This is a genomic window from Bacillus sp. 179-C3.3 HS (assembly GCF_047229225.1).
Classification (GTDB): Bacteria; Bacillota; Bacilli; order Bacillales; family Bacillaceae; genus Bacillus.
Genome location: NZ_JBFEFT010000020.1, coordinates 1 through 16,906, shown reverse-complemented (window position 1 = coordinate 16,906; position 16,906 = coordinate 1). Strand labels below are relative to the sequence as shown.

Here is a 16,906-nt window from a genome sequence, read left to right as displayed (position 1 = left end):
AGATGACATGGATGAAGGAGGGAAGCAAATGGCTGATTCTCAAAGGAAGGGACGCATTATTTTTCATATTGATATGAATAGTTTTTACGCATCGGTTGAAATGGCATATGATCCTTCTTTGAGAGGAAAACCGTTGGCCATTAGCGGAAATGCGAAAGAACGTAAAGGGATTGTGGTGACATGTAGTTACGAGGCGAGGGCGCTAGGTGTCAAGCCGCCCATGCCACTCTGGGAAGCGAGACGGCTTTGCCCTAACTTGATTGTGCGAACACCAAACTTTGACCGATATCGAAACTCCTCACGAGAAATGTTTACCATTTTAAGAGAATATAGCGAATTGGTCGAACCGGTATCCATCGATGAAGGCTATATTGATTTAACGGATACAGCCTACGCACAGCATGCTGTCAAAACGGCACATGATATCCAATCTAGACTTGTAGAAGAGCTCATGCTTCCATCGAGTATTGGAATCGCACCAAATAAATTTCTAGCAAAAATGGCGTCTAATTGGAAAAAGCCAATGGGGATTACGATCTTACGAAAACGGGATGTCCCGCAAATGCTTTGGCCGCTTCCGGCAGGTGATATGCATGGCGTTGGTCAAAAAACCGCTGATAAATTGAAGACCATTGGTATTCACACGATTGAAGATTTAGCGAAAGCGAATGAATATGCATTAAAAGAATTATTAGGCATCAATGGCCCGAGATTAAAACAAAAAGCAAACGGAGAGCATGATGGCATTGTGGATCCAGAGAGGATATATGAATTTAAATCAGTTGGCAATTCATCCACACTCCCTCATGATTCAGACGATACAGATGAATTGATCGCATTGTTAGATAAGCTCTCGCATTCAGTCAGTGCAAGGCTTAGACGAAAAGAAGTCATGGCGCAACGGTTGTTGATGATGATTCGGTATGCAAACTGGAAGAATATCACGCGAAGCATGACACTACAAAATCCAACCGATCGACAAGAAGAGATCTTTCAGGCAGCAAAGGAGCTTTTTCTCAAGCATTGGGATGATCAGCCTGTGAGGCTTCTCGGCATTACAGGCACAGATCTAGTCGAACGAACAGCCGCCGTCAAACAGCTAGATTTATTTTCATATACAGAAGATGCGAAAGAGGAACCTCTCCAAACAATTTTAGATGGATTGAAAGAGAAATATGGAAAATCATTGGTTCAAAGAGGGGTGACAATGAAGGAAAAAGAGAGCAAAACAAGTGGTACGAGCTTCAATAAAGATTTTTTTCAGGACGAAAGAGGAAATGACTAGCCTGAAAACTTGATAATTGAGGTGATGTTGTGGTAATTTCAAAGAGTACATCATTTTAGCAGTAATGAATATAGTGTGTTAGAAGGGACGTCAGAATATGTCAAAACAACAAATCGGTGTCGTTGGATTAGCCGTTATGGGAAAAAACCTTGCCCTGAATATTGAAAGTCGCGGTTTCTCCGTGTCCGTTTATAACAGATCTAGCAGCAAAACGGAAGAGTTTCTTCAAGAATCAAAAGGGAAAAACGTGGTTGGAACTTACAGCATTGAAGAATTTGTTCAGTCGCTTGAAGCACCACGTAAAATCTTGTTGATGGTCAAGGCTGGTGCAGCAACTGATGCAACCATCCAATCATTACTTCCTCACTTAGAAAAAGGTGACATCTTAATTGATGGTGGAAATACATATTACAAGGATACACAAAGACGTAATCAAGAGCTTGCAGAAAGTGGTATTCACTTCATTGGTACGGGTGTATCTGGCGGTGAAGAAGGCGCACTTAAAGGCCCATCTATCATGCCTGGTGGTCAGAAAGAAGCGCATGAGCTTGTAAAGCCAATCCTAGAAGCGATCTCCGCTAAAGTCGATGGTGAAGCTTGTACGACGTATATCGGTCCAGATGGAGCAGGACACTATGTGAAAATGGTCCATAATGGAATTGAATACGGAGACATGCAGCTGATCTCTGAATCATACTTTATCTTGAAGCATATCGCTGGTCTATCGGCACAAGAGCTTCATGAAGTCTTCTCAGAGTGGAATAAAGGCGAGCTTGACAGCTATCTCATTGAAATTACAGCAGATATCTTCACAAAAATAGATGAGGAAACAAACCAGCCATTGGTTGATGTGATTTTAGATAAAGCTGGACAAAAAGGGACAGGAAAATGGACAAGCCAAAGCTCACTTGATCTTGGTGTACCACTTCCAATCATTACAGAGTCTGTTTTCGCCCGCTTCATTTCCGCCATGAAAGACGAGCGTGTGGAAGCTAGCAAATTGATTCAAGGTCCAAATCCGGCACAATCAACTGAAGATAAGGAAGCACTTATCGAAGCTGTACGCAAAGCATTATTCATGAGTAAAATTTGCTCATATGCACAAGGTTTTGCACAAATGAAAGCAGCTTCTGATGAATATAACTGGGATCTGAAATACGGTGAAATTGCCATGATCTTCCGCGGTGGATGTATCATTCGTGCGGCATTCTTACAACAGATCAAAGAAGCGTATGACCGCAACCCAGAATTGAAGAACTTATTGCTTGACCCTTACTTTAAGAATATCGTTGAAAGCTATCAATCATCACTACGTAAAGTCATTTCACTTGCGGTTGAACAAGGGGTTCCTGTTCCTTCATTCTCAAGTGCACTTGCTTACTTTGATAGTTATCGTACAGCTGTCCTTCCTGCGAACTTAATCCAAGCGCAGCGTGACTATTTCGGTGCACATACGTATGAACGTACTGATAAAGAGGGCGTATTCCATACAGAATGGATGAAATAAAAATAAAACACGAAAAACCTTACCAAACGGTAAGGTTTTTTGCGTTTGTTTCGTATTGGCCTTTCTGTTCAAGCGTTTAAAAAAAGAGCAGCTCCTCGAAGGGACTGCTCTTTTTCATGTTCATTAGATATTCCACCAATGATACCCATCTTTTTCTAGAAGCTGATCTGCTTCTTTTGGTCCCATGGAACCAGCAGGGTAGTTTGGTTTTAATGTTTTGTTTTCAGCCCACTTCTCGGAAATTGGATCAACAAAGTTCCAAGAGAGTGCCACTTCATCCCAGTGTGCAAAGTTGGTTGCATCACCTAATAGACAGTCATGAATCAGCTTTTCGTAAGCTTCTGGTGTATTCATGATGTCATTATGGTTCGTTTGATAGTCGAGCTTAATAGGCTCGGCATACGTTCCACCGTCTAGTTTTCGAGCGTTTAAGTGAAGCGTAATTCCTTCATCTGGCTGAATATGAATGACCAGTAAGTTTGGATGCATGGAATTACCGTTTCCATAGTACAGGTTCATCGGAATGTCTTTAAATTGTACGACGATTTGAGTAGATTTCTTTTCTAATCGTTTTCCTGTACGAATGTAAAATGGCACGCCAGCCCATCTGAAGTTATCAATCAATAGTTTTCCTGCGACAAATGTTTCAGTATTTGAGTTTGGATCCACATTTTGCTCTTTAAGATAGGAAGGCACCATGTTGCCATCAATGGACCCAGTATCATATTGACCACGTACGAAGAATTGATCCACTTCATCTTTAGAGAATGGACGAAGGGCACGCAATACTTTCCGTTTTTCGCTACGGATTTCCTCTGTGTTCAGCTTGATTGGTGGCTCCATGGCTAAAAGTGCGACCATCTGAAGCATATGGTTTTGGACCATGTCTCTTAGCGCACCAGAGTTCTCATAATATCGAGCACGGTCTTCTACGCCAAGAGATTCGCTAGATGTAATCTGGATGTTTGAAATATAACGGTTTGTCCAAAGTGGTTCAAAGATGGCATTTGCAAATCGAATCACTTCAATATTTTGAACCATTTGTTTGCCAAGATAATGGTCAATACGGTAAATTTGATCTTCTGTAAACGCATCACGAATTTCTTCATTTAACGTTTTTGCACTAGGTAAGTCATGACCAAATGGTTTTTCAATTACAAGTCTTGACCAGCCAGTAGTCTCTGAAACCCCTTCGCTCTTTAAGAACTTCGCAATCGTACCGAAGAATTCCGGAGCCATCGCTAAATAGAACATACGGTTATTTGGGATACTGTATGTATCCTCAAGTCCTGTCAGAAGGGTGTTGAGCTCTTGGTATGATGCAGGGCTTGATACGTCAAAATCATGATAGTAGAAATGAGAAATGAATTCTTCTGCTTTCGCTTCTGCATCATCATGAGAGACTGCTTCTTTCACCACAGCTCTGAGATCCTCGTGAGACCACGGGCGACGCCCGACACCGACAACGGCGAATTGATCTCCAAGCTTGCCGCTATGATACAGTCTATGTATAGAAGGATAGAGCTTGCGCTTAGCAAGATCTCCTGTTGCGCCGAAAATGACAATTACTGCTTTTGGTTGGTTAGTTTGTGTATTCACGAGAAGTACCTCACTTTATTCATAGCATTTGTAGTAAAAACTGAGAATGTATGTACATTTTCTTTATTTTAAAGGTTCATTGTACGTAAAGCAAACATTTGATTCGACTTTTTAACTGAATTCACTTTTATCCTGTCTTCATGTATTCTATATGAATAGAGAGATTGTATACCGGCTGTAAGGAGGTAAAGTCATGGAATTGCTTTTTTTAGGAACAGGCGCAGGCATTCCTGCCAAACAAAGAAATGTCACATGCATCGCCCTCAAGCTTTTAGAAGAGAGAAAAGCAGTGTGGCTTTTTGATTGCGGGGAAGCGACGCAGCATCAAATATTACATACAACCATTAAACCAAGAAAGATCGAGAAAATATTCATCACACATATGCACGGAGATCATGTATACGGATTGCCAGGTTTACTTGGCAGCAGATCCTTTCAAGGTGGAGAAGATGAGCTCACGATCTATGGACCGAGCGGAATCAAAGCCTTTGTCGATGCCACTCTGTCTGCTACACAAACGCATTTGACATATCCATTGCATATTATAGAAATTGACGAAGGGATCGTGTTTGAGGATGATTCGTTTCAAGTAGAAGCGAAACGTGTGTCTCACGGCATTCCTGCATACGGTTATCGCGTCGTTGAAAAAGATGTACCGGGTGCGTTAAAAGCGACTGAATTAAAAGAAATCGGTGTAAAACCTGGACCTTTATATCAGAAACTAAAGAATGGGGAAACCGTGACCCTAGAAGATGGAAGAATCATTGATGGAACCGATTATTTAGAACCCCCTAAAAAGGGGAGGATTGTTGCATTTTCAGGAGATACTCGTTTGTGCGAGAATATAACAAAGCTAGCGAAGAACGCGGATGTGCTTGTACATGAAGCCACATTCGGTCGAGAAGATGCAGAACTAGCCTACAATTATTATCACAGTACGACAGAGCAAGCAGCAAAAACAGCGCAGGAAGCAGGCGCAAAAAGCCTCATTTTGACCCATATTAGTGCAAGGTACCAAGGGAACGAGGCACTCAATCAATTATTGAAAGAAGCCCGCGATATTTTTCCGCAGACAGAAGCTGCACATGATTTCTCTTCTTTTATCATTCACCGCAGGTCTCTATAAAAAAATCGGATGAAACGTCAAAAATAGTTGTGCGATTTTTTTGATTTTTATGATGACGCACTTTTTCAGGTAGTGGTAAAATGGTGTAGAAAAAACAAATGACGAATCAAATTACGAAGGAAACGGGAGGCACAATCAAAAATGAGCAGTTTTACAGCGTTAAGTGAAGCAGAATTGAATGAGCTATATTCCACTCTACAAAATGAATACGAAACGTACAAAAGTAAAAACTTACATTTAGACATGTCTAGAGGTAAGCCTTCGCCAACACAACTCGATTTGTCAATGGGGATGCTGGATGTTGTGACATCAAAAGATGTGATGACAGCAGAGGATGGTACAGATGTACGTAACTATGGCGGTTTGACGGGCCTTCCTGAAACGAAGAAATTCTTTGCGGATGTGTTGCATCTAAAACCAGAACAAATCATCATCGGTGGGAATTCTAGTTTAAATCTGATGCATGATACGATTGCACGTGCCATGGCTCATGGCGTATATGGCAGTCAAACACCTTGGGGCGAGTTGCCAAAGGTTAAATTCCTTGCACCAAGTCCAGGGTATGATCGTCATTTTGCCATTTGTGAGCTATTTAACATAGAGATGATTACGGTTGATATGAAAGCCGATGGACCTGATATGGATCAGGTGGAAAAATTGGTTGCAGAAGACGAAGCCATTAAAGGAATTTGGTGTGTACCTAAATACAGCAACCCAGATGGTATTACGTATTCTGATCAAGTAGTCGATCGTCTTGCTTCGATGAAAACAAAAGCAGAGGACTTCCGTATTTTCTGGGATGATGCATATGCTGTTCATCATTTAACAGATACACCAGATACGTTAAAAGATATCTTCCAAGCAGTAGAGGAAGCAGGACATCCAAACCGTGTGTTCATGTTTGCCTCCACTTCTAAAATCACATTCCCTGGTTCAGGTGTTGCACTGATGGCGTCAAGTCATGAGAATGTGCGCTTGACTGAAAAGCAATTGTCTGTGCAAACAATCGGACCAGATAAAATCAATCAATTAAGACACCTTCGCTTCTTCAAAGATGTAGAAGGCTTGAAAAAACATATGAAAAAACATGCAGAGATCATTAAACCGAAGTTTGACCTCGTTCTGTCCATCCTTGATGAAAAACTTGGAGGAAAAGAAATCGCTGAGTGGCACAAGCCAAATGGTGGATATTTCATCAGTTTAAATACACTGGATCACTGTGCCAAAGCCGTTGTCAAAAAGGCAAAAGACGCGGGCGTGACATTAACAGGAGCAGGGGCAACATATCCATATGGAAAAGACCCACTGGATCGTAATATCCGTATTGCTCCAACGTTCCCATCACTTGAGGAACTTGAGCAAGCGATTGACATCTTTACGTTATGTGTTCAGCTTGTCAGCATTGAAAAGCTTCTTGCCGAAAAAAATCAATCGACCACAATGGCATAAATCAAAAACTCCTTGACTCGTATACGTCAAGGAGTTTTTGTCTTTAATTAGCGGCTTGGTAGTAGGAAACAGGCTGTTTTGCTGCACACCATACATCATAGATGGCGAGCTGCACAATATGCGGTTCGTCATGATGAATATAGTGAGAACTGTTCTGCGCTTGAATCCACCCACTTTGTGATGACAGTGACAGCATTCTTTTATGAAGCATGAGCCAAGCTTCATGTGCTGGATGGAACAAGCGACTTTTCCCTGAGGAGAGCACTAGGAGCGGCATCATCCCATAATGCGTTTGCACATGCTTGACCGTGCTTAGCATTTGTTGAAAGTCCCGATGCGTACATTCTCCTGTGAATTGTTCCATGTAAGTGGCATGCTCTTCTTTTGATAATAAGGGCAGAATGACGTCCTCTTGGTATTCACTCGCTGGATCTAGGAGAACCATGCCAATGACATCTTTTTTTCTACGATTTGCCCATAATCGGCTGACAAGAGAACCGAATGAGTGAGCCACAATGAGATACGGCGGCTTTATATTTGCTTTGTGTAATAACGCGTCTAAATCATCTGCTAGGTCATGGAGGGTTCTTCCTGCAGGTCTTTTACTGCTGTTTCCAGTCCCTAACCGGTCATATAAGAAAACCCCAAGCTCTGGATCTATATCACGGGCTATCGACGTCCATGTATCTCCAGAAACCCCGTATCCTGCTTCAAAGATAATCGTCGCTTGCCGTCTTGCTTGCCGATGCTTTGTATCAAAATGATGGCCATTTATATGATAAGTTCTTTCAATGATTGCCGAATTCATGCTTTCATCTCCTCAAAGTGTTTCTTTAGCTAAAAGACGGCTACAAATGCGGAAATGTTTCTTCATTAAACAAAAAAGATGCCTATTTCAAAAAATAGACACCTTTTTTGATCATGTTTTACCAAGCACGATCATATTGACGCGGACCTTCAATCGATGTACGAAGCTCCTTTGCGGCTGTTTTCGGGAAATAAGGATTTCGCAAAAATTCTCTGCCGATGAAGATTAAATCTGCGCGACCATTTTGTAAAATCTCTTCTGCCTGAATACCCGATGTGATCAGACCGACAGCGCCTGTTTGAATGCCGGCGCCATCTTTGATTTTCTCTGCAAAGCTCACTTGGTATCCAGGGAACGTATGAATGTGCGCTTGAACGACAGCGCCTGAGCTGACATCAATGAGATCGACACCTTGTTCTTTTAACCAAGTAGCGATGCCGATATAATCAGCGATATCAAGTCCTTTTGTTGTGTAGTCAGAAGCAGAGACACGAACAAATAAAGGTCCATCCCATACTTCATTAACAGCATCAACAATTTCCTTTAAGAAACGATAACGATTTTCTGGAGAACCACCATATTCATCTGTTCGATGATTCGCAAGCGGTGACAGGAATTCGTTGATCAAATAGCCATGTGCACCGTGAATCTCTATAATGTCAAAGCAGGCTTTTTTCGCTCGAACTGCTGCATCTTGAAACGCCTGAATGGTGTCTTTGATTTGATCGACAGACATCTCTACAGGTGTTTTTGACTTCTCATCAAATGGAATACTGGATGGAGCAAGGATGTCACCATCTAGTTCAGCTTTGCGTCCCGCATGGGCTAACTGGATAGCTGTTTTTGTTCCATATGCTTTGATTTGTTCATTTAATGAAGCGAATCCTTCAATGTGTTCATCGCTCCAAATTCCGAGGTCTTGATCACTAATTCTTCCCTCAGGTGAAACCGCACTTGCCTCGACCATAATCAGACCTGCTTGACCTTGGGCGCGGGAAATATAATGTGCAAAGTGGAAAGGCTGTAATTTTCCATCACGCTCATAAGATGAATACATACACATTGGTGACATCACGATACGATTTTTAAGTGTCACACCTTTTAATGTCCAAGGTGAAAAGAGTTTTGTTTCCAACATAACTTCGCCTCCTGCTTGAATTGTATAGCCGATTATAACAGCCCTTTATCCATTTCGTCATAAAAGATGCTCAAAGAATATGGATAGGATAGCCAATTTTATATAATGGAGATGAAGAGACATCAAAGGGGGAAAGGCGATGAAATGGCAGACAGAGAGTGAACAAATAGACCTGCTCACAGCTCTCATACAGTATGAAAGTATTTCTGGTACGAAGGGTGAAATGGCAATAGTGGAATATGTGTATGAGTTGTTGAGGGAACGTCCTTATTTTAAACAAAACCCTAAAGAATTAGGGTTACATCGGATGAAGGATGGCAGGCATTATGTAACGGCTCTTGTGAAACGCAGCGATCTGCCTCAAACTGTGTTGCTGCTTAGTCATGTTGATGTGGTCGATACAGAGGATTACGGTGAATGTCAACAGATGGCGTGTAAGCCTGAAGAATTGATGACCGCTTTCCTAAGAAAACGTGATCTACTGCCAACAAGAGTAAAAGAAGACTTAGCTTCTGGCGATTGGTTGTTTGGGAGAGGAGCCATGGATATGAAGGCAGGACTTACCGTGCAGCTCTCCATGTTAGAAAGAGCGATGAATGGGAGGTTTGAAGGGAATGTTCTTCTTATCACCGTTCCAGATGAGGAAGTCAACTCACAAGGCATGCTAGAGGCTGTCCCAAAGCTAAAGGAAATTATGGAGGAGAACGGGCTAGAGTATACGGCTTGTTTAAACAGTGAGCCTATGTTTGAAAAGTACCCTGGTGATATGAATTATTATATTTACACAGGTAGTATAGGAAAGGTGCTCGCAGGATTTTTTTGTAAAGGGATTGAAACGCACGTAGGAGAGCCGTTTTCGGGAATCAATGCCAATTTCATGGTATCCGTTTTAAATCGTTTATTAGAGATGAATCATGATTTTTGTGAGGAGGTAGATGGTGAGATGACACCCCCTCCAACGAATTTGATGCAAAAGGACCTAAAGGAAGCCTATTCCGTTCAAACACCACACATGGCCGTGTCTTTATTTAATGTGCTTGTGATGCAACGTTCAAGTGAACAGCTTCATGGACTGCTCTATGAAACAGCAAAACAAGCAGCCGTTCAAATGGAGGACGATCTTAGACAGAAAACAACTGCATTTCAGCGCTTTACCCATTTTACACCCATTGATACACATATCACGGTTCTCACGTATCGTGAACTGTATCAAAAAGCCATGGAACGATCAGGCGCGCAGGAGGTCGAACAAATGATCCAAGCTACTTATGCCAATCGAGGTGGGCTAGGAGATCGTGATGTTTCAACGAAAATCGTCTCAGAGCTGACGACCCTTTGTAAAGAAGATGGTCCACTCATCGTCCTGTTTTATAGCCCGCCATTTTATCCTTCAGTGTCCTCAACAGATGATCCGCATATCCAGAAGACCTTGCAAAAGATTCAAAAGGAGGCAAAGGAGGTCTATGGACTGGAAATAGAAGAAGTGAGATATTTCCCCGGACTATCAGATTTAAGTTATCTGCAACTAGAAAAACAACAGATCGACGATTATACCACCAATATGCCACTCTACAAAAAAGGATATGCATTACCACATGGAGAAAAGGAGTTACTATATGTACCGGTCATTAACGTGGGACCGTTAGGAAAAGACCCACACAAGTGGACAGAACGGGTACATATGCCATTCACATTTGGTATTTTGCCAGAATTGTTGGAGTCAACGATCCATTCCTTACTAGAGAAAAGTGAGAAAGCCAAAGGATCATAGAGGGGTGCGCCAAAATAGAATCTGAAGGGAGACTTCAATTTATCATGGAAACGGGGCAATTAACAAAGACAGACATCATTCAATCGCTTAAACAGAGTATCAGAGAGCTTGAAGAGCTGGTGCTGACATGTGATGTCGATTCATTCAAACAAGCGATGGGAGAAAGCAAGTGGTCCATTCAACAAATCATCGGACATTTGTATGATACGGAAGAAGTCTGGTCAAAAAGGATTGAGCAGGTGATATTAAGAGATGATACCGTTTTTCAATCGTATGACCCTGAAATGTATGTGAAGGAAAGAGCTTATGAATTGTATACGATGGAGGAGTTAAAAGCGCTCATCAATCGCTTCAAAGAAAGAAGAAGTGACACACTTCAATTATTAGAACAGGGGATATGGGATCAATCTGGTATGCATCCGGAAGAGGGGATCATGACGGTTCAAATGTTGGCTGAAACAATTGCTTTACATGAACAACATCATTTGTCCCAAATCAAAACCATCCTGTCTAAAAATGCCACGAGTACTTGAGTCTCTGATGAGGAATCGAAAGAATTCAAAAAAAAAGCACCTGGATCAAAACAGGTGCTTTTCCGATTACTTATAGGTATTGGCTGAAAACATGTCGTTTAATTCCACTGCTCGTTTTGTCGCTGTTTTTACACAATCGACAACCGCTTCTTCGAATTGATAGGAAGCCAGTGTCTTTAGTCCAGCTTCTGTCGTTCCACCTTCACTTGTGATGTCTTTTCGTAGTTCAGCAGGTTCTTTTCCGCTCACTTGCAGCATATTTGCCGCACCTGCAATCATTTGACATATGAGTAATTTAGCAGTTGCTGAATCCATCCCAAGCTCAGACGCGCCTCTTTCCATACCTTCAATAAAATGATAAATGAATGCTGGTCCGCTACCTGCGATAGCTGTGACAGCATTTAGCTGTGATTCATCTAACACTGTCACATGACCGATTGTTTCAAACAGCTCCACCGCTTGTGCCTTCTGTTTTTCTGAGACTTCCTGACTGACAGCAAGACCTGTGGCAGATTGCTGAATGGCTGCTGATGTATTTGGCATGGCACGAACGACCGCCGTTTTGTCTCCTGCATAATATTGAATCGTCTCGATAGAAATCCCAGCCAAAATGGATACGATGAGCTGTCCATTTAGATGAGGACGCACCTCAGTGATTCCGCTTTCCGCATCCTTTGGTTTTAAAGCAAACACAAGGATATCTGCTTCCTGATAAATAAAGGAACGAGAAAAATCGGTTTTGACCCCGTAACGTTCGTTTAATTCCTCTAACCGTTTTTCGTTCGTTTTATTTGTTACGATAATGTCCTCGTTTGACATGATCCCACTTTTTAATAAACCTTTTATCATTGACTCAGCCATCGATCCAGCACCGATAAATCCAATTTTACTCATAAGCTGCTCCTCCTTGTAGAAAATAAAAAAGCCTCTCGTCTGCAAAGGACGAAAGGTTTTTCGCGGTACCACCCTCAATTAGCATGCAAATAGGCATACTCAGCTCTAGTCCCTTAACGCGGGAAACGTTTAGGTTTGCCTAACAGCTCAAAGGGCAGGTTCAGCAAATAAGGGGATGATGAAGTCTTACAGCCAGTGGACCTCAATCTCTTGCATCATTATTTTGCTTACTCATCCTTGTCATCGCGCATTTTATATGTTGTTCATTATGCAACGATGGACAAGTGTGTGTCAAGAGGAGAAATAAAAATTGACGATCCAAACCGCATGACAGGCTTCCAATTGCAAGATACAATGAATAAAGAGCGATGACATATGAGTCGAAAATCAGGAGATGACATATCAAAGTGAAAGAAGAAATCATTCAATTATCCATCCCCACACCGTTTGCCGTTGGGGATATCCATGCTTATCTATTAAAAGGAGAGGCCTTGACGTTAGTAGATTGCGGGCCAATGACTAATGAAGCACAACATGCCTTTGTCACACAGTTAAAAGAACATCGTTTATCCATTGATGATATTGATCAAGTGGTGTTGACCCATCACCATGCAGATCATGTGGGTCTTTTAAATATGATGAAACCTCATGTTCGTGTGCTTGGCCATGCGTTGAACGAACCTTATATTAGTCAGGATCCTGTGTTTATGCAACGCCAAATTGACTATATGAATGGGTTCCTGCAGCAATTAGGTGTCCCGCTTCATAGGCATGAATGTGAAAGAATCGTCAAGGAATCGTATACATATTCTTGTCACGCACATATAGACGGCGTGTTAAAAGAAGGAGATCGACTTAGTGGACATGAACACTTCCTTGTGATGGAGACGCCTGGGCATGCACAATCACATCTTTCTTTCTTAGATGAAGGGACGGGACGTTTCATTGGTGGTGACTTGCTATTAACGACCATTTCTTCAAACCCGTTAATGGAAGCACCTGCTGAAGGACAAGAGCGTCAAAAATCACTGCTTCAATATAAAACGTCACTGACACGATTGTTGACATTGCCGATCAAGACCATCTACCCAGGGCACGGACAGCTCATTACAAAACATCAAGAATTGATTGAAGAAAGATTTAAAAAACAAGAGAAACGTGCGAATACCATTTATCAGCTACTCAAACAACAAGAGATGACGGCGTTTCATCTTTGTCGCACCTTATTTCCAGTGCTATATGAAGAGGCATTATTTTTAACACTGTCGGAAACAGTCGGACAGCTCGATGTTCTTTTAGCAGCGGGTCAAATTGAAGAACGACAAAGAGATGGTGTCATTTATTACCGAGCAATGTAAGGAGTTGTAGTACATGGAGCGATTAAAAGGGAAGAGAATATGGATAACGGGGGCATCTGGCGGAATCGGTGAAAAGATGGCTTACCTCGCATCAGCGCAAGGAGCAGAAATTATTATTTCTGCAAGACGAATTGAAAAGCTTGAGCGTGTGAAAGAAAAGATCGTCAATCATGGGGGGAAGTGCCGCATCGTTCAGCTCGATGTCAGCCAGCTTGAGAACATTGATCGGGCGTATCAGGAAGTTGGTGCGGTAGACATTTTGGTGAACAACGCCGGTTTTGGTGTGTTCGATCTTGTAGAGGATGCGTCTATTGAAGAAATGGTGTCAATGTTCGAGGTCAACGTCATTGGCTTAATCGCTTGCACGAAAAAGGTCATTCCAGATATGAAACAAAGAGGACAGGGACATATTATCAACATTGCGTCTCAAGCAGGAAAGATTGCCACCCCTAAATCAGCGATTTACTCCGCTTCAAAGCATGCTGTTCTCGGATTTTCAAACAGCCTTAGAATGGAATTAGTAGACTGCGGCATTCATGTGACAACAGTGAATCCAGGACCGATTGCGACAGATTTCTTTACGATCGCAGATCGCAGCGGTGAATATGTGAAAAATGTTGATTTCATGATGCTGAATCCAGACAAGGTCGCCGGAAAGATCGTAGCAGCCATGATGACGAAGAAAAGAGAAATTAACTTACCTGGCTGGATGAATGCCGGCAGTAAGTTGTATCAATTATTCCCGTTTCTATTTGAAAAAGTAGCACGAAAAGCGATGATGAAAAAATAAACAAAAAGAAACCGGTCATGAACTGGTTTCTTTTTGTTTGCAGAGTGTATAACACCTTTTTGCATATCATCAAACCGCAGGATTCTATATTCGTCTAGCCGCTTGCTGGAGCGGGTCCCATACACTATTAAATGGGGGAGCATAGCTGATATCTAGATCTTCGAGATCTGTGATGGTGAGTTCTTGATAAAGTGCGGTTGCCATGACATCAATTCGTTTATCAACACCGTTTTTACCGATGATTTGCGCGCCGAGCAGTGTGTGACAGTCGCTTCTATAAAGTAGTTTCACTTTCATTTTCTGGGCATTTGGATAATATCCAGCGTGGTCAGTACTCTCAATTGTGATTGTCGAGTAGGGGATGCCTTCTTCTTTTGCTTCTTTTTCGGATAAGCCTGTGCGTCCTGCTGTCATGTCCATCAATTTCATTATCGATGTTCCGGTAACGCCTTGAAAAGGCCGAGCTGTGCCAGTCATGTGAAAGCCTGCAATTCTTCCTTGTTTATTGGCTGTCGTTCCAAGTGGAATATAATCTAGTCTTTTTTTCAAGCGGTGATAAGTAGCAGCACAATCACCCGCAGCATAAATGTCTGTTACATTGGTTTGCATGTATTGATCGACAGCAATTGCCCCATTTTCAAGGCGATGAATTTCTGTCCCATCAAGAAATGATGTATTCGGTGTGACCCCGATGGCCAATATCACTAGATCGGTTTTTATCGTTTGTTTATCTGTTTTCATAGCAGTTACATGCGTTTCTCCTACGACATGTTGCACTGTTTCATTGAATACGACGTGAATCCCTTGAGCGGTTGCTTCTTCTTCAAGGTGTTTTGCCATATCTCGGTCAAATCCTGGACCAAGTGTTGATCCGCGCTGGACGATATGGACGTCTTTTCCTAATGCTTTTAAGTTTTCGGCCATTTCTAAGCCGATATAACCCCCACCGATAATGGTGATATGTGAGACGTTCTTCTTTAATTGGCTTACAATGGACAGCGCATGGGGGATTGTTTTTAATACGTGTACGCCTTCTAAAGAATGACTATCGGCATCAAGCGTAACAGGGCTTGCCCCAGTTGCAATTAATAAGCGTTCATATGTTTCCGTAAAAGGTTTTTTTGTTTTTGTATGGATCCCTGACACGGTTTTTTGATCAGGGTGAATCGACGTCACCTCGTGCGAGCATCTGGCATCAATCCCATATTTGTCACGAAAGGTTTCAGCGCTGCGTGCGATGAGTTTCTCATGGTGATCAATGAGGCCACCTATGAAGTAGGGGAGACCACACTGACCATATGAGAAAATATCCCCTTTTTCCAAAGCGACAATATGCGCGTCTGGGTCCTCTCGATATATTTGCATGGCGCAGCTCATTCCGGCTGCATCGCCCCCAATGATCACATATTTCATGTTGGCGTGCTCCCTTCTGTTTATGACACTGAATACTCTTATTTACCCTCACTTCCATTTTTTCATGCTTTTTTTCAAAAGAAGTTAGATGAAAAATAAAGACAGCGCCTTCATTTTAAGCTACAATCGGATTATCGTCTTTTAGGTTACGATTTTAGTAAAGATTGGTGGGAAAGACATTGGGTGACGAGCGACTGAATTTTAATACGCTATATACACGCCATACGAGAGAGGCTTGGGCTGCTCTTGGAGAATATATGCCCGTATCAGTTTCAGAAGAAGAAGCAAGGGCGCTTCAAGGATTAAACGATTATTTATCACTTGAAGAAGTACAAGATATTTACATACCACTGATTCGTTTTCTGACATTACATGTTTTTGCGGAAAAACAAAAAAACCAACATGTCAATGCTTTTTTGAATTACCCGCATCACGCGAAAATTCCCTTTTTAATTGGGATTTCTGGAAGTGTGGCCGTTGGAAAAAGTACGACAGCACGAATCATTGAGACGCTCTTATCAAGGATTGGAGATGGATTAAAGGTCAGTCTTGTCACAACGGATGGGTTTTTGTATCCACAAAAAGAGCTAAAGGACCGAGGCTTGATGGAAAGAAAGGGATTCCCGGAAAGCTATGATGTTAAAGCATTGCTGTCCTTTTTGAATGAATTGAAATCGGGGAAGGAGAACGTCCAGGCACCGGTTTATTCGCATCTAACCTATGATCGGCTTGAAGGCATCTATGAAACGGTGGAGGATGCAGATATTGTGATCATTGAAGGAATTAATGTTCTTCAATCACCGGCGCTAGACGATTTGAAAGGTGAACCGCGCGTATTTGTTTCAGATTTCTTTGATTTCTCTATCTATGTGGATGCTGATGAAACACAAATTCAATCTTGGTATAAAGAACGCTTCCGCTTGCTTCGAGAAACGGCTTTCCAAGACCCTGAATCTTTCTTTCATCAATACAAAGATTTAACAGATGAAGAGGCAGATCAGATGGCCAGCAAGATTTGGAATACAGTGAATCGACCTAATTTATATGAAAACATACTGCCAACCAAATATAGAGCTGATTTGATTTTGAAAAAAGGGGATCACCATAAGGTGAAGGAGATCGCGATCCGCCGTGTATAAAAAAAGCCGCTCATTGAAGTAGACTAACCTAGTCAAATGGGACATAAAAAAACACCCTTCTAGTGATACACTTAAACAAAGTGTTAATTAGGAGGG

The 16,906-nt window shown here is 42.0% G+C and carries 14 protein-coding genes and 1 other annotated feature; of the genes, 9 read left to right on the top strand and 5 right to left on the bottom strand.

Annotation, left to right across the window (positions count from 1 at the left end; genetic code table 11):
* Window positions 1-28 precede the first annotated feature (28 nt).
* Window positions 29-1,285, top strand: coding sequence for a DNA polymerase IV (locus tag AB1K80_RS12645; protein WP_412856981.1), 1,257 nt, complete (start codon window positions 29-31; stop codon window positions 1,283-1,285).
* A gap of 97 nt (window positions 1,286-1,382) precedes the next feature.
* Window positions 1,383-2,792: an NADP-dependent phosphogluconate dehydrogenase gene (gene gndA, locus AB1K80_RS12640; RefSeq protein ID WP_412856979.1), complete on the top strand. Its 1,410-nt coding sequence runs from the start codon at window positions 1,383-1,385 to the stop codon at window positions 2,790-2,792.
* 123 nt (window positions 2,793-2,915) lie between these two features.
* On the opposite strand, the gene zwf is transcribed toward gndA, so the two are convergent.
* Window positions 2,916-4,391: a glucose-6-phosphate dehydrogenase gene (gene zwf, locus AB1K80_RS12635; protein ID WP_412856978.1), complete on the bottom strand. Its 1,476-nt coding sequence runs from the start codon at window positions 4,389-4,391 to the stop codon at window positions 2,916-2,918.
* A 193-nt stretch (window positions 4,392-4,584) separates the two neighbouring features.
* Between zwf and rnz the strand changes: the two genes are divergently transcribed.
* Window positions 4,585-5,517: a ribonuclease Z gene (rnz, locus tag AB1K80_RS12630; RefSeq protein ID WP_412856977.1), complete on the top strand. Its 933-nt coding sequence runs from the start codon at window positions 4,585-4,587 to the stop codon at window positions 5,515-5,517.
* A gap of 141 nt (window positions 5,518-5,658) precedes the next feature.
* Window positions 5,659-6,966: an aminotransferase class I/II-fold pyridoxal phosphate-dependent enzyme gene (locus AB1K80_RS12625; RefSeq protein ID WP_412856975.1), complete on the top strand. Its 1,308-nt coding sequence runs from the start codon at window positions 5,659-5,661 to the stop codon at window positions 6,964-6,966.
* 43 nt (window positions 6,967-7,009) lie between these two features.
* Here AB1K80_RS12625 and AB1K80_RS12620 read toward each other — a convergent pair whose 3' ends face one another.
* Window positions 7,010-7,774 (bottom strand): alpha/beta fold hydrolase, encoded by a 765-nt coding sequence (locus tag AB1K80_RS12620; RefSeq protein ID WP_412856974.1) that lies wholly within the window; start codon window positions 7,772-7,774, stop codon window positions 7,010-7,012.
* A gap of 118 nt (window positions 7,775-7,892) precedes the next feature.
* On the bottom strand, window positions 7,893-8,909 hold the full coding sequence (namA, locus tag AB1K80_RS12615; protein WP_412857041.1) for an NADPH dehydrogenase NamA: 1,017 nt from the start codon (window positions 8,907-8,909) through the stop codon (window positions 7,893-7,895).
* 142 nt (window positions 8,910-9,051) lie between these two features.
* Here namA and AB1K80_RS12610 point away from each other — a divergent pair, with 142 nt between their 5' ends.
* Window positions 9,052-10,683: a M20/M25/M40 family metallo-hydrolase gene (locus AB1K80_RS12610; RefSeq protein ID WP_412856973.1), complete on the top strand. Its 1,632-nt coding sequence runs from the start codon at window positions 9,052-9,054 to the stop codon at window positions 10,681-10,683.
* Window positions 10,684-10,727: 44 nt separating this feature from the next.
* Window positions 10,728-11,216: a DinB family protein gene (locus AB1K80_RS12605; RefSeq protein WP_412856972.1), complete on the top strand. Its 489-nt coding sequence runs from the start codon at window positions 10,728-10,730 to the stop codon at window positions 11,214-11,216.
* A 66-nt stretch (window positions 11,217-11,282) separates the two neighbouring features.
* On the opposite strand, the gene proC is transcribed toward AB1K80_RS12605, so the two are convergent.
* On the bottom strand, window positions 11,283-12,110 hold the full coding sequence (proC, locus tag AB1K80_RS12600) for a pyrroline-5-carboxylate reductase (RefSeq protein WP_412856971.1): 828 nt from the start codon (window positions 12,108-12,110) through the stop codon (window positions 11,283-11,285).
* A gap of 41 nt (window positions 12,111-12,151) precedes the next feature.
* Window positions 12,152-12,363, bottom strand: a binding site (T-box leader).
* A gap of 154 nt (window positions 12,364-12,517) precedes the next feature.
* Between proC and AB1K80_RS12595 the strand changes: the two genes are divergently transcribed.
* Window positions 12,518-13,468, top strand: coding sequence for an MBL fold metallo-hydrolase (locus AB1K80_RS12595; RefSeq protein ID WP_412856970.1), 951 nt, complete (start codon window positions 12,518-12,520; stop codon window positions 13,466-13,468).
* Window positions 13,469-13,481: 13 nt separating this feature from the next.
* Window positions 13,482-14,258, top strand: coding sequence for an SDR family NAD(P)-dependent oxidoreductase (locus tag AB1K80_RS12590; RefSeq protein ID WP_412856969.1), 777 nt, complete (start codon window positions 13,482-13,484; stop codon window positions 14,256-14,258).
* Window positions 14,259-14,342: 84 nt separating this feature from the next.
* Here the strand turns inward: AB1K80_RS12590 and AB1K80_RS12585 are convergent, their stop codons facing one another.
* Window positions 14,343-15,671: a CoA-disulfide reductase gene (locus AB1K80_RS12585; RefSeq protein WP_412856968.1), complete on the bottom strand. Its 1,329-nt coding sequence runs from the start codon at window positions 15,669-15,671 to the stop codon at window positions 14,343-14,345.
* Between the two features lie 179 nt (window positions 15,672-15,850).
* On the opposite strand from AB1K80_RS12585, the gene coaA reads away from it, so the two are divergent.
* Window positions 15,851-16,810 carry a type I pantothenate kinase gene (gene coaA / locus AB1K80_RS12580; protein ID WP_412856967.1) on the top strand — a complete coding sequence of 320 codons (960 nt, stop codon included), beginning with the start codon at window positions 15,851-15,853 and terminating at the stop codon, window positions 16,808-16,810.
* Window positions 16,811-16,906: the final 96 nt, after the last annotated feature.

Coding starts and splice junctions, on each gene's coding strand:
- AB1K80_RS12590 (WP_412856969.1), top strand. CDS start 13,482: ATGGAGCGATTAAAAGGGAAGAGAATATGGATAACGGGGGCATCTGGC.
- proC (WP_412856971.1), bottom strand. CDS start 12,110: ATGAGTAAAATTGGATTTATCGGTGCTGGATCGATGGCTGAGTCAATG.
- AB1K80_RS12645 (WP_412856981.1), top strand. CDS start 29: ATGGCTGATTCTCAAAGGAAGGGACGCATTATTTTTCATATTGATATG.
- AB1K80_RS12605 (WP_412856972.1), top strand. CDS start 10,728: ATGGAAACGGGGCAATTAACAAAGACAGACATCATTCAATCGCTTAAA.
- AB1K80_RS12620 (WP_412856974.1), bottom strand. CDS start 7,774: ATGAATTCGGCAATCATTGAAAGAACTTATCATATAAATGGCCATCAT.
- gndA (WP_412856979.1), top strand. CDS start 1,383: ATGTCAAAACAACAAATCGGTGTCGTTGGATTAGCCGTTATGGGAAAA.
- AB1K80_RS12585 (WP_412856968.1), bottom strand. CDS start 15,671: ATGAAATATGTGATCATTGGGGGCGATGCAGCCGGAATGAGCTGCGCC.
- rnz (WP_412856977.1), top strand. CDS start 4,585: ATGGAATTGCTTTTTTTAGGAACAGGCGCAGGCATTCCTGCCAAACAA.
- AB1K80_RS12625 (WP_412856975.1), top strand. CDS start 5,659: ATGAGCAGTTTTACAGCGTTAAGTGAAGCAGAATTGAATGAGCTATAT.
- AB1K80_RS12610 (WP_412856973.1), top strand. CDS start 9,052: ATGAAATGGCAGACAGAGAGTGAACAAATAGACCTGCTCACAGCTCTC.